This is a genomic window from Kocuria atrinae (assembly GCF_039531425.1).
In the GTDB taxonomy this organism is placed as follows: Bacteria; Actinomycetota; Actinomycetes; order Actinomycetales; family Micrococcaceae; genus Kocuria; species Kocuria atrinae.
This window is the reverse complement of sequence record NZ_BAAAQA010000002.1, coordinates 1-21,429: the sequence shown is the minus strand read 5'-3', so window position 1 is coordinate 21,429 and position 21,429 is coordinate 1. Positions and strand designations below refer to the sequence as shown.

Here is a 21,429-nt window from a genome sequence, read left to right as displayed (position 1 = left end):
TCGGGCTGCGCTCAGGCGCTGTCTGGCGAAGAAATCAACGCGACTGAACTAAAAGGCACCGTGCGCACAGCTTTGACCGCGTGGCGGCGTCGGAACTGGTCATTCGGGTGCAGGGCCAAGTCGAAGAAGTCATGGCCCACCGCGTCCAGCGTGCCCTCGACATCGCCGCGGGAGGACGGGTCCAGAAGCAATACCCGGACGTGCGTTCTCGATGCCGCCAGCGCACGGAGCACGTGCCCCATGCCCAACTTCCGCAGGACAGCCCGCTCGTTGGTCATCTCGAAGCGGCGGTAGAGGCCCTCCCACCACACGACGGAATGCAGCGGGACCAGGTGCTGGAAATACCGCTCCCGGATGACTGCCCAACCCGCACCGATGTCGGTGAGCTCGCCCTCGAGAACATCTCCGTGGGCCGGGAGTAATCGCACCGTCTGATTGCGGTGGGCCGAGAGCCGCTCGGCCAATGTGAGACGGGACAGCTCCGCTCTGGCAGTCTCTGCGGCCTCAAGCTCCACACTGCGCTGCTCGGCCTGGGCCAACTGCGCTTCCATGTCCGCGAAGAGTTCTTCCCAGCGCACGATCTCCCCCTGGTGATCCCGGTCCAGCCACCCACAACATTGGCCATCATGTCGATTCAGTACATCACGCCCTGCAAGAACGGTATATGACACCGCACTTCCATGAACTCGCATGGATGGTTGACGCGCATCACTTTGCACTGAATGATCTAATCATCATCAAACAGCATCAAACGACATGATTCGAGGTCCAGAGTGATGAAACAAGCTCAGCATTCTGAGGTTGAAGCCACGGCGCCTCGCCTGGAGTTCGCACTCACCACCTTGATCATCCCGCTGTTGTCCGGTGTGCTCATGGCGCTGGGGTTGGTCCTCCTGGATCGATATCGCAGTGGCCACACGGTTTTGAACGCGGATCTTGCCGTGGCCCTCATGGCCGCCGTGGCAGGTGTCCTGCTGGCTGCCTGGTGGTTCGGAGGCATGCTGATGCTCGCGTGCGCTGCAACTGCACGCAGACTGCGATGGCGCCGTGTGGAGAAGTTCGCCACACACCTCACACCGCGGCTCATCGCCCGCACCGTGGGTGCCGTTGTCGGAATTCACTTGGTGACCGTCTCCGCGGCCCAGGCGACAGAACCCGTCAACCCTTTCTGGCCAGGTTCCGAGTCGAGCGTCAGCCAGCTCGACGAGACAGAGTCAGCAGCATCGGTCACAGGCCCGTCGGATTCTGCTTCCGCGCAGTCACCCGAAGCTACCCCGAAGACCGACAGCGAACAGGACCGGTCCGGACCTGACCGATCCGGGCCGCACAATGCTCCGGCGCTTCCGGCGCTGCCCACTGAATCTTGGAACTCGGCCGCTGCCGACTCCCCTGATGCGGCCACGCCCCCGGGGTCTGCGGATGCCACCGTGCCTGAGGACTGGGCCGAGACAACCGAAGTCTTACCCGCTCCGAAACGCGTGACCGACTCGACCGTGACTGTCGTATGGGGTGACACCCTCTGGGACATGACCGCCCAGTTCTTAGGGCCGCACGCAGACCAAGCGCAGATTGCCGCTCAAACGGCTACGTGGATGGAGCACAACGATCTCCAGAACTGTGGTCATTTGATCCGTCCCGGGGACCAACTGCGGGTTCCACCACACCTACTAGAAGTCCACTCCAGTGCATTGCCCGTCGAAGGAGCCACGTCATGAGTGTTGCCACATCAGTTTCCGCGCCCCAGCCACCTTCTGGCGGATATACATGGCGGGCGGACAGGTCACGAGCGGGCCTCACACACAAGAATGACCTGGAACGCGTAACGGCCATGGCCCGAAGTATCGCTCAGGCCGCAGTCGAGATCCTGGGCGGCACCCGCCCCGCCACGCAGCTTGCCCGGTGGACGACTACGGATGTCGTGGAACGTTTCGAACAACGCGCTGCCATGCTCCGACTGGTTCAGGAACAGTACCGAGATCGGGCCTCACTCTTCGAGGTCCACAAGGCCCCGCGAGTGCGCAGGGTCAGGGTCTGCTCCCCCGCGCCGGAGTGCTATGAAGCTGCGGTGATCATCGAAGAATCGGTGCGGGCGCGGGCCGTGGCGCTGAGGATCGAGCGGATCAACCGGCAGTGGCGCGTGGTGCACTTGGAAGTCGGCTGAGCACCATTCACGCCCCTCACACCCATTCCGGCCTAAATGCCCCTCCCGGTGAACCGAATCACCATGACTACGGGCGGCACACATGATGTGTGCCGCCCGTAGTCATCGGATTCAATAACCGGAGCTACTTGCGCGAGCCCTTCTTGGAGCTGCCGCCCTTGCGTGCGCGGCGTCGAGCACGGTTGCCGGTCGGCTCGGGACTGTCCTCCGGGGTGCCAGTACCTTCGGCAGCCTTTGCGGCTTGCGCGCCTTCGCCCACCGGTGCCTGGTGGTTGTCCTTGGACTCCAGGCGGGCCATCGGCTCACCGTCCTCGTTGGGAGCGGAGTACTGCAGGAAAGCCGGACGCTGCGGTCGGGCCATCTCCACTTCTCCGCCGTCCTGACCGGTGCGCTGGCGACGAACTTCCAAGTGGTACATGGTGACCACGGTTTCCTCGCGGATCGTGTCCATCAGGCCCTTGAACATCTGGTGGCCCTCGCGCTGGTATTCGACCAGCGGGTCACGCTGGGCCATTGCGCGCAATCCGATACCCTCCTTGAGGTAATCCATCTCGTAGAGGTGTTCGGGCCACCGGCGGCCGATCACGGACAGCAGCACTCGCCGTTCCAGGTTGCGCATGGCCTCGGAACCGAGTTCGTCCTCGCGTTCCTGGTAGACGAGCTTGGCGTCCGAGAGGATCTGCTCGGTGAGGAAATCGGCGGTCAGCCGCGGGCGGCCGCCGGCCTCGTCAATGATTTCCTGCTGGGTCAGTGTGATGGGGTACAGCTCGCGCAGCGCTTCCCACAGCCCATCCAGGTCCCAGTCCTCGGAGTGGCCCACGCTGGTGCGATCCTCGATCGCCGTGGTGATGACCTCGTCCACGAACTGTTGGATCTGCTCAGCGATATCGTCCCCCATGAGGATCCGACGGCGGTCACGGTAGACCACCTCGCGCTGCCGGTTGAGCACGTCGTCGTACTTGAGGACGTTCTTGCGCTGCTCGGCGTTACGGCCCTCCACCTGGTTCTGCGCGTTGGCAATACCTGAGGTGATCATGCGTCCGGTGACCGGAACGTCGTCGGGAGCGACCGCCATGAGGCGCTGGGCCACCGCGGGGTTGAACAAACGCATGAGATCGTCGGCGAGCGACAAGTAGAAACGGGATTCACCCGGATCTCCCTGACGGCCCGAACGGCCACGCAGCTGATCATCGATGCGGCGAGATTCGTGACGTTCCGTACCGAGAACGTACAAACCACCCAGTTCAATGACTTCCTCGTGCTCGGCCTTGGTGGACTTCTCGTAGTGCTCGAGCACTGCGGGCCATTCGGCCTCGTACTTCTCAGCATCGCGCTCCGGGTCCAGGCCCTTCTGCTCCATGGCCTCGACGGCATCGAACTCGGCGTTGCCGCCCAGCATGATGTCGGTACCACGACCGGCCATATTGGTGGCCACGGTCACGGAACCCTTACGTCCGGCCTGCGCAACGATCGCAGCCTCACGTGCGTGGTTCTTGGCGTTGAGAACCTCGTGGCGCACACCCCGCTTGGCCAGCAGCTTGGACAGGTACTCGGACTTCTCAACGGAAGCCGTACCCACGAGCACGGGCTGCCCCGTGGCGTGGCGTTCTTCGATGTCACGGACGACCGCCGCGTACTTGGTGGCCTCGTTCTTGTAGACCAAGTCTCGCTGATCGATACGGGCCATGCCCTTGTTGGGCGGAATGGGCACCACACCGATCTCGTAGGTGTTCATGAACTCCGCCGCCTCGGTCTGGGCCGTACCGGTCATGCCGGAAAGCTTGTCGTAGAGACGAAAGTAGTTCTGCAGGGTGATCGTGGCCATGGTCTGGTTCTCGGCCTTGATCTCCACACCCTCCTTGGCCTCGATGGCTTGGTGGATGCCCTCGTTGTAGCGGCGACCGGCAAGCACACGGCCGGTGTGCTCATCCACGATGCGCACCTCGCCCTGGGCCACGATGTAGTCCTTGTTCGCGTGGAACAGTTCCTTGGCCTTGATCGCGTTGTTCAGGAAACCGATCAGAGGGGTGTTCTGAGACTCGTACAGGTTGTCGATCCCCAGGTAGTCCTCGATTTTCTCGATACCCGGTTCGAGCACACCCACGGTGCGCTTCTTCTCGTCCACCTCGTAATCGGTGTCCGCCTTGAGGTTGGTGACCATCTTGGCGAATTCCTTGTACCAACGATTGGCTTCCCCGGAGGCGGGGCCGGAAATGATGAGCGGGGTACGGGCCTCGTCGATGAGGATCGAGTCCACCTCATCCACGATGGTGTAGTTGTGGCCGCGCTGGACCAGTTCATCCGCACTCCAGGCCATGTTGTCGCGCAGGTAGTCGAACCCGAATTCGTTATTGGTGCCGTAGGTGATGTCCGCGGCGTACTGCCCACGCCGGGTGGCCGGATCCTGACCCGCGAGGATCACGCCGGTTTCCAGGCCCAGGAAGCGGAACACGCGACCCATGAGGTTCGCCTGATATTCGGCCAGGTAGTCGTTGACCGTGACCACGTGTACGCCCTTACCGCTCAGGGCATTCAGATAGGCGGGTGCGGTAGCAACCAGCGTTTTGCCTTCACCGGTTTTCATCTCGGCAATGTTGCCCAGGTGCAGTGCCGCACCACCCATGAGCTGAACGTCGTAGTGACGCTGCCCCAGGGTTCGTGATGCCGCTTCACGCACAGCAGCAAAGGCCTCCGGAAGCAAACGGTCCAAGGATTCGCCGTCTTCGATACGGGCTTTGAACGCATCGGTTTCAGCGCGCAGTTCAGCGTCGCTGAGTGCCTTGAAGCTCTCTTCGAGGCTGTTCACGGCGTCCGTGTAGGACCTCAGTCGCTTCAGGACCTGCTTATCCCCGGTCCGAAGGACTTTTTCCAGGAATGACGCCACGTGTGTTCGCTCCTCAGTTGTGGACGGTGGTGCACCGCGGATCAGTGTACGTGAGTCCGGCTGGATGATCGCGGGATAGTGCGGCAAAACACCGGGCCCCGCATTGGCTGGAAGCCGCGGGGCCCGGTGTCGACGGTTGAGCCGTCAGAGGTTACTGAACTTTTCAGACGTTGGCCTGAGCCTGGTAAGCGCGAGCCTGCTCTTCAGCGGCCGTGCCGTCCTTGCTGAGGCTGATTACGCCGTACTCCCAGCCCTTGCGGCGGTACACCGCGGAGGGTTCCTGGGTTTCCTTGTCCACGAACAGGAAGAAGTCGTGTCCGACCAGTTCCATCTGGTCCACGGCCTCGTCCACGCTGAGCTCGTCAGCGGGGAAACGCTTGCGGCGGATTTCCACCGGGGTGGGGGCGTCACTCAGCGCGTACTCGTCGCTGAACGCCTCGTCCTCGGCTGCGGAGAGTTCTTCCTCATTGGCCGGGGCCGGAAGTCCTTCGCTGGGAAGTACCGGCAGGGAACCGGTGGCTTCGTGCACGGCAACGGGGCGTTGGTGTCCCCCGCGGTGGATCTTGCGACGGTCGCGGGCCCTGCGCAGCTGTTCGATCAGCTTGGCGTAGGCCTCGTCGAAAGCGGCGATCTTGTCGTCGCTGCGTGCCTCCGCACGCACCACGGGACCTCGGCCGATCACCGTGATCTCCACGCGAATACCTTGGTGTCCCGATACTCCGTTGTCTTTGGTGACCTTGACCTCGATGGTCTGCACCTTGTCACCGAGCTGCGCAAAACGCTCGCTCTTCTTCTCCGCGTATTCTTTGAATCGCTCCGGCACCGCAACGTTTCGTCCTTGGACGTTCAGTTCCATGAGACCCTCCAAATCTTGAGGATGACGCGGGATAGTGCTGCTCCCACACGGGAAACATTTGTTCCGTTCCCGTAACCCAACGTTAGTTCAAACTGTGGGGAAATTCACTTACATCGGACCCGGCCACGGTCGAATCAGCCCCGGGTGAACACCCGGCCCGCACGGTTGCCAGGACCACTATTCCGGGCACTCGCGCGCCCGCCTCGCGCAATACAGAGACCGCCTCGGCCGCCGTTGCGCCCGAGGTCATGACGTCGTCGACCACGACACACGTGGCTCCCCGCACGTTCACGGCGCGCATGCTGCCTCGAATGGCGCGAGCTCGGTGGGCGACATCCAGGGTTTTTTGAGAGCTCGTTCCAAGGGGCGATCGGTGGAGGTGCTGTAGGCCCGCGTGAATTCGTGTGCCGGGTGGGAGCGAGGCCCGAGCCAAGACTTCTCGGACGGGGTCGAACCACCGTTTCCATCGGGCGCGGCCCGAGGTCGGGACGGGAATCCATAGAATCTCCGGACCCAGCGACCCGATGTCCTGTGCAGCACGCAAGAGTGCGCCGGTCAGCACGGTGCCCAATATCGGCGCGAGATCCGTGCGCCCACCGTTCTTGAAGGAGAGCAGGCACGAGGCCAGTTCGTGCTCGTACGGGCCGGCCGCCCACACGGTCGACTCCGTCGCCGCGAGAACTCGAGGAGCGGGCACCCTTCCCGGGCGCACCGTGGACCGGCGCAGCATCAGGCGGCATCCCCGGCACAGCGTGGCACCGGGCGCCTCACAGACCGCGCAACTCACGGGCAAGACCACGTCCGACGCCGCGGCGGTCCAGTCCCATAGGAGGGCACCGGCCCGGTCCATGGCACGCGTGACACGGGAGGGAGGTTTTCTCATGCCCTCAGCCAAGCAACGGAGTAGCCGAGACACCAGGGACTAGCCAGCCATGTGCAGTGGGTTCACCGTGCGGCCCGCGTTCAAAGACACACCGGACCTTGAACGGTCACCGTCCCGAAATGACTCGGACCGAGCCACCGGCCCGTCGAGGATCACCCTGCGAAAGCGGTGTCCGTGACGTTGTCACTCTGCTGCGCCCACGAGTTACCCGTGAGCATGTACAGATTGCCGTCCGCGGCACCATAAATGGCGGTGTGCCCGTTGCCGCCGGCCAGAGACGTGACACCCACCAGGGACGGTAGTGCCTCGTTGCTTCCGGAGACGTTGTACCGGCGAGGCTGCGCGTTGTCGCTTTCGCCCAGTGCAGTGGTGACGAATTCCGTGCCACTGATCCACTGCACCGTGTCCACGTCCACGTCGGCGGCTACCAAGTTTCCCTGATTGAGCTCGGTGGGGCGACCCGACTCGTCACGCACGATACCCGCGAGCCACACGTTGGAGCTTTCCCGTTCCGAGTCCACGGTGACAATGAGCGCGCGATTTCCTTCACGGGAGATCCGCAATCCGGCAATGGGTTCGTTGTCGAGCCACTCCGCAGACACGGACACCGCGTCCTCATCGGCATCAGTTCGGGCGGCATGCACCACACCGTCCGCCCCGGAACCCCACACCCAACCTTGGATGTCGAAGCTGGGCCGGGTGAGTTCCTGGCCCTTCCAACGCTGCAAGGGGGCGTCCCCCTGTACTGCGGTGAACAATGTGCCGCTCGTGTTGTCAATCCAGCCGAAATGCTCCATCGCCTGGTCCATACCGGGCCGCACGATGTTCGAGTTCTCCGATATCGGAACGTCGTCGATGAGCTCTGTCTGCCCGCCCTGATAGAACGCGAGTTGATTATTCGAAATCCCGATCTGCCTGTTGGGCACGGTGACTTCACGCACTGGTTCTTCCGTATCGCTGCCGGAGGTCTCGACCGGGGCACCGTTGATGTTGAGTTCCACTGAGTCCACGCTGGGCACACGCTGCAGCGTGGCCTCCAGCTGTTGTTCCATGCGCCTGCCCTGTTCCACGTCCGCCGGGTCGAATTCCGCCAGGTTCAGGTCCACGGAGGCGGTCGAATCGGAGACGGGCACTGCGGAACGAGCCAGGCTGGCTCCCCCGGGTAGCGCCGAGGTGACTGCGCCGTCCAGATGCGGTGCCGGGCCGGCAAGCAGTTCGCGCACCATCGCGGTGGGAACCGTGGAGCGCTCGGCGAACCAACGAGAATCGGGAACCAAGCGGCCGAACTCGTCGTCGAAAAAGTACAGCGTGTAGGCCTTGAAGATTTCGGGGAAATCACCGAAGGGCACGATCACACCGTCCGGAGCCTCAGAAATTCGCCACTGACCGTCCACGGAGGTGAGCGTGAAATCCAGGACGCGCGTGGTGCCCTCAGGCTGTTGTTCCAACACGCCATTGGCGGAACGCTCGGCGCTGACCTCGAGGCTGGTTCGGAACTGTCCATCGTTGAGACGTGGGACGGTGCTTGGTTCTCCCGTGTGGACCAGCACGCGCGAGTCCGGCCTCCAGGTATTGGCCAGCTGAGGTGTCAGGTATTGACGCGCCACCGCGTAGTCGTCCTGGGCGCCCACTCCGGCGGCGAGAAAACCTTCCACGATCTCCTGCGCACTCGCACCCATTTGGGGCGTGGCCGGCGAGTACTGCGTGGGTTGCTCTTCAGCCTCGGCCGTGGGCTCGACCACTTTGTGCACGGGACCCGAGCGGGGCATGGCCCCGCAACTGGTCAGGGCCAGGGCGGCGGCCAGGGCACAGGCCGCCGCCCATTGCCGACGTCGCCGTGGTCGCTGATCACTCGGCTCCCGGGTCATGGCGCCTCCGTTCCTGGCTGATCGTTCACGGCGGTGGAGCCGGTCGCGGTGTCGAGACTTCCGGACGCGGTCGTGAGGGTCCGCTCGCTCGGTTGAACCGCGTGGGAACCGGTGGCTGTCGCGTACGGGTCCACCTGAGCCGTGAGCGCCAGGGAGCCGGTGTCGGTCACGTGAGCGGTGGATTCCGCCAGAACGGGCGCGGGTGGCATGGGCAACGGGTTCGGAAGCTCCGGATCCAGCGGCTGGGTTCGGATGAGCGGAATCGTCAGTCGGAAGCACGCGCCCTCCCCCGGGCGCGCCCACACATCCAGTTGACCGCGGTGCAGTCGGGTGTCCTCCTGCGCGATGGACAGACCCAGTCCGGTACCACCCACGGTGCGGGCGCGGGCCGGATCTGCGCGCCAGAACCGGTTGAAAACCCTGGCTGTCTGCTCTTCTTCCATACCGATTCCGTAGTCACGCACGGCCACCGCCACGGAATTCTCGTTGGACGCCACGTAGATCTCCACCGGTTTGCCTTCGCCGTGCTCCAGCGCGTTGGACACCAAGTTTCTAATGATCCGGTCGATACGCCGCTGATCCATCTGCGCCACGCAACGCGTCAGCTGGGAACGGACGGTCAGAGTGGAACCGCACTTGAGAACCAGGGGCCCGGCGGCCTCCACCACGTCGTAAATCACGGAGAAAATATCGGTGGACGCGATATCCAAGCGGGCCGCACCGGCGTCGAAGCGTGAGATCTCCAGCAGGTCCGAGAGCATGGAATCGAAACGGTCCACCTGGTGGTGCAGCAATTCCGCCGAGCGTCGGTTCACGGGATCGAACTCTTCGCGGGCGTTGTAGAGGACTTCCGCGGCCATTTTCACGGTGGTCAGCGGTGTGCGCAGTTCGTGTGACACATCGGAGACGAACGTTTGTTGCATGGTGGACAGCTGTTCCAGCTGAGTGATCTGTTCCTGCAGATTATCCGCCATGCGGTTGAAGGACCGGCTCAGTCTCGCGACCTCGTTGGAGCCGCGCACTTCCATGCGCACGTCCAGATCGCCCTCGGACAGTTGCTCGGAAACCTTGGCGGTGCTGGAGACCGGGCGGACCACTTCCCTGGTCACGTACCAGACGATGGTGCCGACCAGCAGCAAAAGCGCCAGCATGGACAGCAGCAGCACGGCGTGAATGGAGTTCAGCGTGATCTGAGGGTCCGCGAAATCGTAGACGAAGAACACGCCGTACCGCGCGTTCTGATTCAGCTGGACCATGTCGCCGATCACGATGACCGGTTGCTCGGCCCCGTCTTCTTGCATTCGCACGGAGCCGGGCTGCCAATAGGTGCCATCGCCTTCGGCTACGCGTTGTTGGAGCTGCTGCGGCACGGACGCTGAGGTCATCCACGGGCTCTGGGTCTGCACACCCACGAAGGACTGTCCCGCGCCGCGGTCGAAGGGAATGAGGATCCAGTGTCTGCCGGCCTCTTCCGAGTCCATGCTCAGCGCACCCATGGTGGAATCGATGAGTGCTTGCACTTCGGTGCGGTCGGAGGCGTCCGACGCGTCAAAGCTGGCCTGCACGTCCGCGATGTCCGTGCGCGCCTCCGCCAGTACCTGGTTGAGCCGGTCGGAGAACAAACGGTCCGCGATCTGGTGGGACATGAAGCTACCCGTCGCGAAGAACGCAAGCAGGGTCAAGGTCAACGCCACCAGAATGGCGCGGAACTGCAAGGACTGATGCCACCGCCGGGACAGGATGCGACGTCCCAGGCGAAGCCTTCGCAACAACCTGGGATTGAATCGCGTGGAGTTCGGCTCCCGGCTATCGACCGTCATCGATGTGAGTGGCCCCCGGCCTTGTAGCCGATTCCACGAACCGTCAGGACCAGTTCGGGATTCTCGGGGTCGCGTTCAACCTTAGAGCGCAAACGCTGCACGTGCACGTTGACCAGCCTGTTATCCGCGGCATGCGGGTAACCCCAGACATCGCGCAACAGTTCGTCACGGCTGAACACCTGATTCGGTGATTTGGCCAGTGTGGTCAACAGATCGAATTCCAACGGGGTCAAAGAGATCGGCTCGTCGTTGCGGGTGACGGAGTGACCCGTCACATCGATGACCACGTCCCCCAGGGTGATCTCCTGGGTCGCGCCGCGCTCGATGGGACGCAGCCGTGCCTTGACCCGGGCCACCAGCTCAGCGGGCTTGAACGGCTTGGGGACGTAATCGTCCGCGCCTGCTTCCAACCCCCGCACCACATCAGCGGTGTCCGACTTGGCTGTGAGCATCACAATGGGAATGTCAGAGGTCTGCCGGATGGTCTGACATACCTGAATACCATCCATGCCGGGCAGCATGAGGTCCAGCAGCACGAGGTCCGGGTCCGTGGACCGGAACGTTTCTTCCGCGGCAGAGCCGTCGTAGCAGAAGATGGGTTCGAAACCCTCTGAGGACAGAACAATACCGATCATCTCGGCCAACGCGGCGTCGTCGTCGACTACCAAAATCCGTGCGTTCATGTGCTGAGTGTGCCCTCATCTTCCTACCGTGGCCGAGCTGGACGGCCGCTGACCTTCTCTGCCGAGAAGTCTACGGCCTAGTTACCGCTCAGCCCTCGTTGCTGGTTTCCGTCAGCGCGCCCGCCACGTCCGTGCAGCGTCTCAGCGCACCCGCGAGTTCCGGAGGTGTCAGCTGGCCCACCTCGGCCACGGGCAGTACACGTGAGCCCAGAAGCGTCTGGGGGGCCATGCCCAGGTCACGCCACGGCCGCGCGATGACGTCCACGATGTCCCGGATCGCGGGCCGCCCGGAGACCGGCACGACCGGGAACCACAGTTTCTGCCCCGTCTCCACCAGGGCTGCCAAAGGTTCCCATTGCTGGACCGGGCCCGATGGCGGGAGGACGACCGCGGCGTCGGCGCCGATGTCACGCGCCCACCGAGCCTCGGCGCAGCCTGTAGAGATCGCGACCTCGACCGCCCCGGCCTCGCGGCAAGCGTCGACGGCGTCCGTGAGCGCGTTGCGCACCTCCTGGCGACCGATCGCACGCAAGGTGCGATAGCCGCTCGCCGTGGGAATCGCACCGTCCAGCACGCGCTGAAGCTCACGTTCGTCCAGGTGCACGACGACGCCGCGGCCTTCCGTATTGCGCGCCATGTCACCGATGAACTCGGCGACTCCGGAGCACCAGGACTGAAGGAGCTCGCGTCGCGCACCGTGATCGGATTGCAATTTCTCGCCGTTGTGAACGTGCACCCCGGCGGCCAGTGAGATAGGCCCCACGATGGTCGTGAGCACCGGGCCGCGATCACCGTCGGATTCGTGCCCGATCACATCGGCCATGATGTTGAGATCGCTGTGCAGCAGGTGACCAGCCACGCGAGAATCCTTGCCCGGGACCGAGGTGATGCGCCAACCGTGCGGCTGCCGATCCGCGTACAGGGAGTCCAACATGGCACATGTGCGGGCCAGCGGCTCAGCGTGAGGCCCGCGATCTCCCAGGACGGGAAGCGCCGCAAGGTGCGGTGCACCCAACTCGCCTCGGATCACTGTGAAGGATTCCACCATGTTGGTCCCGCGCAGGGCTTCGGTGAACGTGGCGGTCACCGCTGCGTCCACGGCGTTCGCTCCCGTGGATGAGGAGTCGCGGGCGATCACGAGGCGTCGGAGCGTTGGTGGTCTTCGGAGATCGCCTCGTGATGACGGATGACCTCGCTGATGATGAAGTTGAGGAACTTCTCCGCGAATTCCGGGTCCAGGTGCGCGGCCTCGGCCAGCGCTCGCAACCGCTGAATCTGGGCCTTCTCCCGTTCGGGATCGGCCGGTGGGAAGTCGTTTTTGGCCTTGAGCACACCGACCCGCTGGGTCGCCTTAAAGCGCTCGGCCAGCAGGTGCACCAGGGCGGCATCGATATTGTCGATCGTTCCGCGCATGCTCCGCAGCTCTGCCAGAGCATCGTGGGACGCCTGATCGCTCAAACTAGAGGCTTTGGGGTCCACGATGGCATGGTCGGTGACGGTCGGGTGTGAGTGATCAGAGGCGCTGGTCATGCTGCCACTTTAGTGGGCGCCGGCCGCCGCAGTCGCACGATCGGCGTACGCGGCGTCGATGGTTGCCTGTCCGAGCACGCGAGTGCCCTGGTACACGACCATGGTCTGTCCCGGGGCCACGCCGCGCTGGGCCTCGACCAGTCGCACGTTGAGTCGTTCCTCACCATCGGTGCGGGTCAACCACGCCACGGCAGCCGCCGGATCGCCGTGGGCTCGCACCTGGACATGGACATCGAACTGCTCACTCGATGCGTCGGTCCCTGGCATGTTCTGGACCTCGACCGGAGGCAGACCGGCCCATGAGGGGCGAATGCCTTCCATGACATCGATGGCCAACAGTGCCTCGGGGCCCACGACCACTTCATTGGTCTTGGGTCGGATCTCGAGCACGAAACGAGGCTTGCCGTCCGGAGCTGGAGTGCCGATCCGCAGTCCCTTGCGCTGGCCCACGGTGTAAGCCTGTGCCCCGCGATGTTCGCCGAGTTCTTCGCCCTCGGAATCCACGATCCGACCCGGGTTGAGTTCCATGTGGTCTTCGAGCCAGCCCCGGGTATCTCCGTCCGGGATGAAGCAAATGTCGTGCGAATCGGGCTTGTTGGCGACCGTCAGGCCCCGGGCCTCGGCCTCCGCTCGGACCTCCGCCTTGGACGGGGTCTCAGCCAACGGGAAGATTGCATGCTCCAACTGCTCAGCGGTCAACACCCCCAGCACATAGGACTGATCCTTGGCCCAATCCGCGGCGCGGTGCAGTTCCTTGTTGCCGTTCTCGTCCTCGATGACCTTGGCGTAGTGACCGGTGCACACAGCGTCGAAGCCCAGCGCCAGAGCCTTCTCGAGAAGGGCAGCGAACTTGATCTTCTCGTTGCAGCGCATGCACGGGTTAGGGGTGCGTCCGGCGGCGTACTCGGAAATGAAGTCCTCGACCACGTCCTCCTGGAAACGCTCGGAGAAGTCCCACACGTAATACGGGATGCCAAGTTTTTCTGCCGCGCGCCAGGCGTCACGGGAGTCCTCGATCGTGCAGCAACCCCGAGCACCGGTGCGCAGCGTACCCGGGGTCCGGGACAGCGCGAGGTGCACGCCGGTGACCTGGTGCCCCGCTTCCACGGCGCGTGCTGCGGCCACGGCGGAGTCCACCCCACCACTCATCGCTGCCAAAACCCGCACGGAACTGCCTCCAGAAAATTTGATGAATAGAGCTTGCAGAAATCTTTTAATCAACGGCGCCCGGGAGGTATCTATTCCCAGGGTCGTTCGAGCCGGTCAGCGTGAACCCGTGGTGGGTACGTGTCCGGACAAACCCGCTGCCTTGGCGCGAGCGTAGACCTCGGCCACCGCGGCGATCACCGTATCGACGTCTTCCTCGGTGGTCGCGTGACCCAGGGAGAACCGCTGCGCGCCGCGCGCGGTCTGCTCGTCCACTCCCATGGCCAGCAGCACATGAGAGGGCCGGGGAACCCCCGCGTTGCACGCCGAGCCCGTGGACGTGGAGACCCCCGCGGCGTCGAAGAGGAACAAGATGGAATCGCCTTCACACCCGGGAAAGGTGAAGTGGGCGTTACCCGGTAACCGGGTGGGGTGCTCAACCTCTCGCTCGGGTGCGTAGGGAGCGGTGCCGCGCAGCACGGCGTCGGGAACTTCACGGCGAATCCCGGCGACCAGGCGATCGCGCAGGCCGGCCAGTCGGATGATCTCGGCGGGCTGATCGGCGAGCACGGACTCCACCGCGGTACCGAACGCGGCGGCGCCCGCGGCATTGACGGTGCCCGAACGGACGTCGCGTTCCTGCCCCCCTCCGTAGCTGGAGGGTTCGAGCTTCACGGTGCGCGGGGCGTACAACGCACCCACACCCACCGGGCCGCCCAGCTTGTGAGCGGAGACCGCGAGCGTGCTGATGCCGGTCAGATGAGCGTTGACGGGAATGGAGCCGAACGCCTGCACCGCGTCCACGTGCAGGGGAACGTCAAAGGAATCGCAGATCTCACCAATCTCCGCGATCGGTTGCACAGTTCCCACCTCGTTGTTGGCCCACATGACCGTGACCAGTGCGACTCGGTCGGCCACGCGCTCGAGAGTTTCCCGCAGCGTTTCCGGAGCCACGCGTCCGGTCTCGTCCACGGCAAGCCATTCGAGCTGGGCACCCTCGTGCTTCTCGAGCCACTGCGCCGTCTCCGTGACCGCATGATGTTCCACGGGACTCAACACCACCACGGTGCGAGCAGGATCAACGGCACGGCGAGCGCGGTACAGGCCGAGGATGCCCATGTTGTCCGCCTCGGTCCCGCCCGAGGTCAGAATCACCTCCACGGGTTCCGCGCTCATCCCCACTGCGACCTGTTCCCGTCCGATTTCCAGCGCCATGCGCGCGGAACGCCCGCCCGAATGCAGGGACGCCGGATTACCACCGCGGCGCACCTGCTCCGTATAAGCTTCCAGGGCTTCGGGCAGCATGTCTGTGGTGGCGGCGTGATCCATGTAGACGTGTTCAGACATGCGCGCCATTCTAGGTCCGATGCGCCAACCTGGCTGTGACGGTCACCTCCAAAAGCCACACGGGTCCCCGAGAATCACCGCCGCACGTGTCAGCTTCCGCAGACTTAGAATCGCCCCTATGCTGCACATCCTTTTTCACACCCCGGAGATCCCGGGCAATACCGGCAACGCCATCCGTCTGGCCGCGTGTACCGGCGCCCGGTTGCACCTGGTCGAACCACTGGGATTCAACTTCAGCGACGCGCACTTGCGCCGAGCTGGGCTGGATTACCACGACCTCGCGGTCATGGACGTCCACCCCACCATTGACGATGCATGGGAGAAACTCGGTGACGCGCGGATCTTCGCGTTCACGTCCCACTCGGAAGTGCGCCACACCGACATCAGCTATCGCGACGGGGACGTCCTGCTGTTCGGTCGCGAATCCACCGGGCTCTCGGACGAGGTACTGCACGACCCGCACGTCACCGAACGCGTGCGCATCCCCATGTTGCCGGGCCGTCGATCACTCAACCTGGCCAACTCCGCCTCGATCGCAATGTACGAAGCCTGGCGTCAGCTCGGTTTTCCCGACGGCGTGTGACTCAGCCCTGCTCGGCGGCGTCGGCGACCGTGACGGTAGCTTTTTCTTCGTTGCCGTTGCGGATGTAGGTCATCTCGGCCTCGGAACCTGCGGCCAGCTCGCGGACCGTTGCGGTCAGCGCATCGGCGTCCTCGATCCGCTTGCCGTTGAATTCCGTGACCACGTCATCGGCGCGCAATCCGGCGTCGTCGGCGGGCGAACCGGACTCCACACTGCGCACCAACGCGCCGTTGGAGAACTGGGTGGAGCTACCTCCGGAGGATTCCGCGTTCGCGGACACGGACGCGCCCAAGTAACCGTGGGTGGCTTCACCGTTGTCGATAATTTCCTGAGCGACCCGCTTGGCCGTGTTGGACGGAATGGAAAAGCCCACGCCAATGCTGCCTGCAGCGGTGTTGGACGAGGAACCGGCCGCGGAAGCAATGGCCACGTTGATACCGATGACCTTGCCCTCGGAATCGATCAACGGGCCGCCCGAGTTGCCCGGGTTGATGGCAGCGTCGGTCTGGATCACGTTCAGGTACACCGAGGACTGGGCCTGCTGCGAACCGGACTGGCCGTTGTCCGGGAAGTTGAAGAAGAAGTCCTGCGGGCCGCCGGGGTTCTCCTCCGACTCACTCGGAGTATCGGGAGCCGCGGAGGACGCCACCGAGATGGTGCGGTTCAGGGTGGAGACAATGCCGTCCGTGACGGTTCCGGACAGGCCCAGCGGAGCGCCGATGGCAATCGCCATGTCCCCCACGTTGAGCTGATCGGAGTCTGCGAACTCCGCCGGTGTCAAACCTTGCGGATCCACCTTGAGCACGGCCAGATCGGACTGCGGATCCGTGCCGACGATCTCGGCTGAGCGCACGGACCCGTCCGAGGTCTGCACCTGGATGGTCGCGTTCGAGGCGGTGCCGTCCAGGGTGACCACGTGGGTGTTGGTCACGATGTGCCCCTGATCGTCGATGACCACGCCGGAACCGCTGCCCTGTTCATTGTTGCCCGTGACGGAAATGGTCACCACGGACGGGGAAGCCTTCTGGGTGGCTGCGGTGGTCGAGTTGACGGATTCGGTGTCATTGACGATCACCGGGGAGGTAGTGCCGGTGCTGCTCACCCCCGAGCCGTTGTCATTAAGAGCATCTGCTCCCACCGCTGTGCCGGCACCGATAAGACCCGCCAACAGCATGCCCGCAATCATGGCCCCGCCCGAGAACTTCTTGCGCGCCGGAGCCTGAGTGGTCGCCGCACCGTTGCCACCGTACGGCTGGTATTCGTGCCCACCGTAGTGACCCGGGGACGAATCACCGGCCTGCGGGAGCGGCTCCGTGTACTGGTTCTCCCACCCACCATCGCGCTGGCTTTGGTAACCGTTGGGGGTCCGTTCGGCTCCCCCGGTGTACTCGCCGTACTGCGGGACGGAACGCTGGGGGTCGCTGCCCGGGCGCGGCTCGTGCGGGTCGTTCATGTGTGCTCCTCAACAACGTGTGCCGGTGGAAGACCGGCGTTTTCTGAGGCCCAGTATGGTGCCCGGCACTGAGTCGTGGCTGAATGAACTGGGTTCTCTGTGATGACTCCCTGAATGTCCTCCCCATGATCTCTGATGACGTGACGCGCACATGGGTGCAGCGTAGGCTTTCAGCGAAGAGATCGCGTCACTGTTCGGCACGCTGAGCAGTATTCACCGTGGCTGTCGCTATAAGAAATGAGGATCATGAGCCGTCCCAGCTCACTTCGTCTGACCGTTGCGACCGCGGGTGCGTGCATCGCCTTGGCAGTCTCCGCGCAACCGGCCACGGCAGAGCCGCCGGCCGCGGTGGAACCCGGCACGCGCATCGTGGATTCGAGCAATGTACTGAACAACGAGTCCCAGCTGCAGCAGGAGATCGACGAAGTAGCGAGCGAGCACAACATCACTCTCTACGTGGTGATGGTGGACCGCTTCACAGAACCCTCGGATCCGTCCGGCTGGGCCCAGCAATTCGCGCGGGAAAACGGCTTCGGCACGAATGACGCAGTCCTGGCAGTAGCCACCGATTCCCGTCAGGCCCGTTTGTACTCGGAGGGTTACGGCCCACTGAGCCAGTCCCAGGCCCAAGAGATCTACAACGACAAGGTGGTCCCCGCCCTGCGCGCAAGCGACTGGGAGGGAGCCGCGATGGGTGCAGTGGACGGCCTCAACAGCAAGTTGGGCGGCATCAGTATCGACGGCGCCGGCGGGGTGATCGGCAGCGTGGTCGTCCTGGGTGGGATCGCCGCGGCCGGCGTGGGCGTGGCAGCGCTCATGGGCAAGCGGGGACGAGGCCGAAACCAACCCCGGCAGGGCAACGCGCCCGCCCGGCGACGTAACGCTCCCCCACAAAAGCCCCTTATCCCGCTGCCCGAGCTGCGCAAGCGCGCCGGCGCAAGCCTGGTCGAGGCGGATAACGCCATCCAGCACTCCGAACAGGAGTTGCAGTTCGCCCAGTTGCAGTACGGCAAAGAACAGACCAAGCCTTTCGAAGCCGCCCTGGCACGGGCCAAAGAACACATGCGCGCGTCCTTCGAGCTGCAGCAGAAGCTCGAAGATCACATCCCGGACACGGAAGCCGATCAGCGGTCGTGGCTGGGAGAAATCATCGACCGCACGCAGAAGGCTCGCGCGCCGCTAGTCGAGCAGGAACGCAACTTCGCGGATCTTCGGCAGCTCGAAACCCGCGCACCAGAGGCACTGCAATCGGTGGAAACGGAGCTTCGCAAGACACAGCCCCGCCTGTCCGAGGCCGAGAAGCTTCTCGTGTCCCTGGCTGCCCATTACGACGACGCCGCTCTCGCGCCCGTACGCGACAACGGTGAGCAGGCACGGGACCGCCTCGAGTTCGCCGAGACCGCGATCCAGGAGGCGCACACCGCTCTGAACGCGAACAACCTGTCCGAGGCCGTGCTGGACATTCGCGCCGCTGAGGAAGCGGTCGGTCAGGCGCAGGGTCTCGTGACGTCCGTGGAACACGCACAACGGGATCTGAACCGCGCCGAGGAGACGCTGAAGGACGCGGTCAGTATTGCCCAGCGAGACGTGGCCGAGGCCGAGGGCCTGGTGGAACAGGGTTCCCGCCCCGAACTGGCCGGTGCCGCAGCGGGCGTGCGCTCCGTGCTGCGCACCATCACCCAGAACATGTCTTCCGGTCGCTACGACCCCGTTGGCTCCACGCGTCGTCTGGCCGAGGCGAAGGACGAACTCGACAAGGGGCTGGCCGCGGTGCGCACCGAGAACGACCGCGCCCGCTCCGCTCGGGAAACCCTCGCCCACACCCTCGTCAGCGCCCAAGCCAGCCTCTCCACGGCAGGTGAGTACATCTGGGCGCGCCGCGGTGGCGTGGGGTCACAGGCCCGCACCCAGCTCTCAGAAGCCGAGCGGCATCTGGACCTGGCCCAGCAACTGCAGAACTCGGACCCCGTGCGGGCCCTCAACGAGGCGAACCAGGCGATCCGTTTGGCCGATGCTGCACAGCGCGCGGCCCAGACAGACGTCGATCAGTTCAGCTACCCCGCCGGTTACGGCGGCATGGGACGGCGCAGCAACGGAATGGGCGGCGCCATGCTGGGCGGCATCCTGCTGGGCGGAATGCTCGGTGGAGGCGGCTTCGGCGGCGGAGGTTTCGGCGGCGGCAGCATCGGCGGTGGCGGATTCGGCGGAGGCTTCGGCGGAGGCGGCGGAGGTGGCTTCGACATCGGCGGCAACTTCTAATCGGTTGTGTCAGCTGTCCGAGAATTTCGCCACATAGCTGTTCCACAGACCACCCACGGTCCTGCACGCTGAACCTGAACGTCCAGATCAGACAATGTTTCAACAACAAGGGAGAACACCATGATGAAGCAGTCCATCTTCGGGCGCATTGCCCAGTTGGCCAAGGCCAATATCAATTCCTTGATCGATTCCGCCGAGGATCCGCAGAAGATGTTGGATCAGATGGTGCGCGACTACACCGAGAACATCCGTGAGGCTGAAGCCGCTGTGGCGCAGACCATCGGCAACCTGCGTTTGCTTGAAAAGGATCACGCGGAGGACCTCCAGGAAGCCCAGCAGTGGGGTTCCAAGGCGCTGGCGGCCTCCAACAAGGCCGAGGAATTCCGTTCAGCAGGCAAGGCCAGCGAAGCGGAGAAGTTCGACAACCTGGCCAAGGTCGCCCTGCAACGTCAGATCCAGTCCGAGACCGAGGCCAAAGCCGCCGAGCCGCAGATTGCCTCGCAGACCGAGGTGGTGGACAAGCTCAAGAACGGGCTGAACACCATGCGCGGCAAGCTCCAGGAGCTCTCCGCCAAGCGGGACGAGCTCAACGCCCGTCAGAAGACCGTGCAGGCCCAGGCGCAGGTCCAGGATTCCTTGAAGTCCTTCGACATCATGGACCCCACGAGCGAGGTTTCCCGTTTCGAGGACAAGATCCGCCGCGAAGAGGCCCGCGTGGCCGGTCAGCAGGAGCTGGCCGACTCGTCGCTGGATCGCCAGTTCGAAGCGCTGGAAGACATGGGCCAGCAGACCGAAATTGAAGCCCGCCTCGCGGCGTTGAAGGCCGGACAGGGCAACAAGGACGGCGAAAAGATCGTCTCCTCCGAGGAGATCTAAGTGGCAGGACAGGCACTTCCCGGCGCCGTGGAGCAGCTCGACGCCATTCGTTCTGGTTACACGTTCGACGCCGCTGCCCTGGAGCTCGGCGCGGCCTTGGACGGGGAGTCGGCCCACGCCGACGCCCCGGTCCGAGTGCCGCTGTCAACGCTCAACCGGCACGGCCTGGTGGCCGGGGCCACGGGTACCGGCAAGACCAAGACCCTGCAGGCCATGGCCGAACAGCTTTCGGCTCAGGGTGTCCCCGTGTTTCTCGCGGACATCAAGGGCGATCTGAGCGGCCTGACCGAGCCGGGTGCGGACAACCCCAAGGTCTCCGAACGCGCGGCCTCGGTGGGTCAGGAGTGGACACCCACCGCCAGCCCGGTGGAGTTCCTGTCCCTGGGCGGTCAGGGCAAGGGTGTTCCGATTCGTGCCACGGTCACATCCTTCGGACCCACATTGTTGTCCAAGGTGCTGGGCCTCAACTCGACCCAGGAGTCCTCGCTGGGGCTGGTCTTCCACTACGCGGATGCTCACGGTCTGGCCCTGCTGGACCTCAAGGACCTGCGTGAAGTGATCATGTTCCTGACCTCGGACGAGGGCAAGGACGAGCTCAAGGCCATCGGCGGGCTCTCCAAGCAGACCGCGGGTGTGATCCTGCGCGAACTGACCACGTTTGCCAATCAGGGCGCGGATGTCTTCTTCGGCGAGCCCGAGTTCGACACCGCCGAGCTGTTGCGCACCGCTCAGGACGGCCATGGCATCATTTCCTGCTTGGAACTGGCGGACGTCCAGGATCGACCGCAGTTATTCTCCACGTTCCTGATGTGGTTGCTCGCTGACTTGTTCCAAGATCTCCCGGAGGTCGGTGACGCCGAGAAGCCCAAGCTGGTGTTCTTCTTCGACGAGGCTCATCTGCTGTTCAACGACGCTTCCAAGGAATTCCTGGACTCGATCGAGCAGACCGTGCGTCTGATTCGTTCCAAGGGTGTGGGCATTTTCTTCGTCACCCAGTCCCCCAAGGACGTTCTGAACTGGTCCCCAGTAGTTGGACTGGTCTAGCGGTTAGAGCCTATACGGCAAGGGCCTGTTCCCGGT

General features: G+C 64.0%; 17 protein-coding genes and 1 pseudogene. 6 read left to right on the top strand and 12 right to left on the bottom strand.

What is annotated here, in order from left to right; all coding sequences use genetic code 11:
• Positions 1-11: 11 nt before the first annotated feature.
• Positions 12-578 (bottom strand): hypothetical protein, encoded by a 567-nt coding sequence (locus tag ABD283_RS00695; RefSeq protein ID WP_344223157.1) that lies wholly within the window; start codon positions 576-578, stop codon positions 12-14.
• 198 nt (positions 579-776) lie between these two features.
• On the opposite strand from ABD283_RS00695, the gene ABD283_RS00690 reads away from it, so the two are divergent.
• A complete protein-coding gene (locus ABD283_RS00690; protein WP_344223156.1) occupies positions 777-1,715 on the top strand; it encodes a LysM peptidoglycan-binding domain-containing protein in 939 nt (312 codons plus the stop codon).
• Positions 1,712-2,161, top strand: a complete 450-nt coding sequence (locus ABD283_RS00685; protein ID WP_344223155.1) for an Rv3235 family protein — start codon at positions 1,712-1,714, stop codon at positions 2,159-2,161. Before ABD283_RS00690 ends, ABD283_RS00685 begins: the two co-directional genes overlap by 4 nt.
• A 124-nt stretch (positions 2,162-2,285) precedes the next feature.
• On the opposite strand, the gene secA is transcribed toward ABD283_RS00685, so the two are convergent.
• The 10 genes from secA to ABD283_RS00635 all read right to left on the bottom strand — a co-directional run bounded on the left by secA (position 2,286) and on the right by ABD283_RS00635 (position 15,178).
• Positions 2,286-5,045, bottom strand: a complete 2,760-nt coding sequence (secA, locus tag ABD283_RS00680; protein WP_344223154.1) for a preprotein translocase subunit SecA — start codon at positions 5,043-5,045, stop codon at positions 2,286-2,288.
• A gap of 163 nt (positions 5,046-5,208) precedes the next feature.
• Complete coding sequence (hpf, locus tag ABD283_RS00675) at positions 5,209-5,901, bottom strand: ribosome hibernation-promoting factor, HPF/YfiA family (RefSeq protein WP_344223153.1); 693 nt, start codon at positions 5,899-5,901, stop codon at positions 5,209-5,211.
• 82 nt (positions 5,902-5,983) lie between these two features.
• Positions 5,984-6,784 carry a ComF family protein gene (locus tag ABD283_RS00670; protein WP_344223152.1) on the bottom strand — a complete coding sequence of 267 codons (801 nt, stop codon included), beginning with the start codon at positions 6,782-6,784 and terminating at the stop codon, positions 5,984-5,986.
• A 152-nt stretch (positions 6,785-6,936) separates the two neighbouring features.
• On the bottom strand, positions 6,937-8,652 hold the full coding sequence (locus ABD283_RS00665) for an LpqB family beta-propeller domain-containing protein (protein ID WP_344223151.1): 1,716 nt from the start codon (positions 8,650-8,652) through the stop codon (positions 6,937-6,939).
• On the bottom strand, positions 8,649-10,472 hold the full coding sequence (mtrB, locus tag ABD283_RS00660; protein ID WP_344223150.1) for an MtrAB system histidine kinase MtrB: 1,824 nt from the start codon (positions 10,470-10,472) through the stop codon (positions 8,649-8,651). The genes ABD283_RS00665 and mtrB overlap by 4 nt, the downstream gene beginning before the upstream one ends.
• Positions 10,469-11,155: an MtrAB system response regulator MtrA gene (mtrA, locus tag ABD283_RS00655; protein ID WP_344223149.1), complete on the bottom strand. Its 687-nt coding sequence runs from the start codon at positions 11,153-11,155 to the stop codon at positions 10,469-10,471. Before mtrA ends, mtrB begins: the two co-directional genes overlap by 4 nt.
• Positions 11,156-11,243: 88 nt before the next feature.
• Positions 11,244-12,293 carry a hypothetical protein gene (locus ABD283_RS00650; RefSeq protein WP_344223148.1) on the bottom strand — a complete coding sequence of 350 codons (1,050 nt, stop codon included), beginning with the start codon at positions 12,291-12,293 and terminating at the stop codon, positions 11,244-11,246.
• Entirely contained in the window at positions 12,290-12,685 is a 396-nt protein-coding gene (locus ABD283_RS00645) for a chorismate mutase (protein ID WP_344223147.1), read from the bottom strand. Before ABD283_RS00645 ends, ABD283_RS00650 begins: the two co-directional genes overlap by 4 nt.
• A 9-nt stretch (positions 12,686-12,694) precedes the next feature.
• On the bottom strand, positions 12,695-13,852 hold the full coding sequence (mnmA, locus tag ABD283_RS00640; protein WP_344223146.1) for a tRNA 2-thiouridine(34) synthase MnmA: 1,158 nt from the start codon (positions 13,850-13,852) through the stop codon (positions 12,695-12,697).
• Between the two features lie 96 nt (positions 13,853-13,948).
• Positions 13,949-15,178, bottom strand: a complete 1,230-nt coding sequence (locus tag ABD283_RS00635; RefSeq protein WP_344223145.1) for a cysteine desulfurase family protein — start codon at positions 15,176-15,178, stop codon at positions 13,949-13,951.
• 118 nt (positions 15,179-15,296) lie between these two features.
• On the opposite strand from ABD283_RS00635, the gene ABD283_RS00630 reads away from it, so the two are divergent.
• A complete protein-coding gene (locus tag ABD283_RS00630; protein ID WP_344223144.1) occupies positions 15,297-15,761 on the top strand; it encodes a tRNA (cytidine(34)-2'-O)-methyltransferase in 465 nt (154 codons plus the stop codon).
• A 1-nt stretch (position 15,762) separates the two neighbouring features.
• Here the strand turns inward: ABD283_RS00630 and ABD283_RS00625 are convergent, their stop codons facing one another.
• Complete coding sequence (locus tag ABD283_RS00625; RefSeq protein WP_344223143.1) at positions 15,763-17,214, bottom strand: S1C family serine protease; 1,452 nt, start codon at positions 17,212-17,214, stop codon at positions 15,763-15,765.
• 246 nt (positions 17,215-17,460) lie between these two features.
• Here ABD283_RS00625 and ABD283_RS00620 point away from each other — a divergent pair, with 246 nt between their 5' ends.
• The 3 genes and pseudogenes from ABD283_RS00620 to ABD283_RS00610 all read left to right on the top strand — a co-directional run.
• Positions 17,461-19,473, top strand: coding sequence for a TPM domain-containing protein (locus ABD283_RS00620; protein WP_344223142.1), 2,013 nt, complete (start codon positions 17,461-17,463; stop codon positions 19,471-19,473).
• A 120-nt stretch (positions 19,474-19,593) separates the two neighbouring features.
• Positions 19,594-20,349, top strand: coding sequence for a PspA/IM30 family protein (locus tag ABD283_RS00615; protein WP_344223141.1), 756 nt, complete (start codon positions 19,594-19,596; stop codon positions 20,347-20,349).
• A pseudogene (locus tag ABD283_RS00610) lies at positions 20,350-21,360 on the top strand (helicase HerA-like domain-containing protein); the annotation flags it as partial.
• Positions 21,361-21,429: the final 69 nt, after the last annotated feature.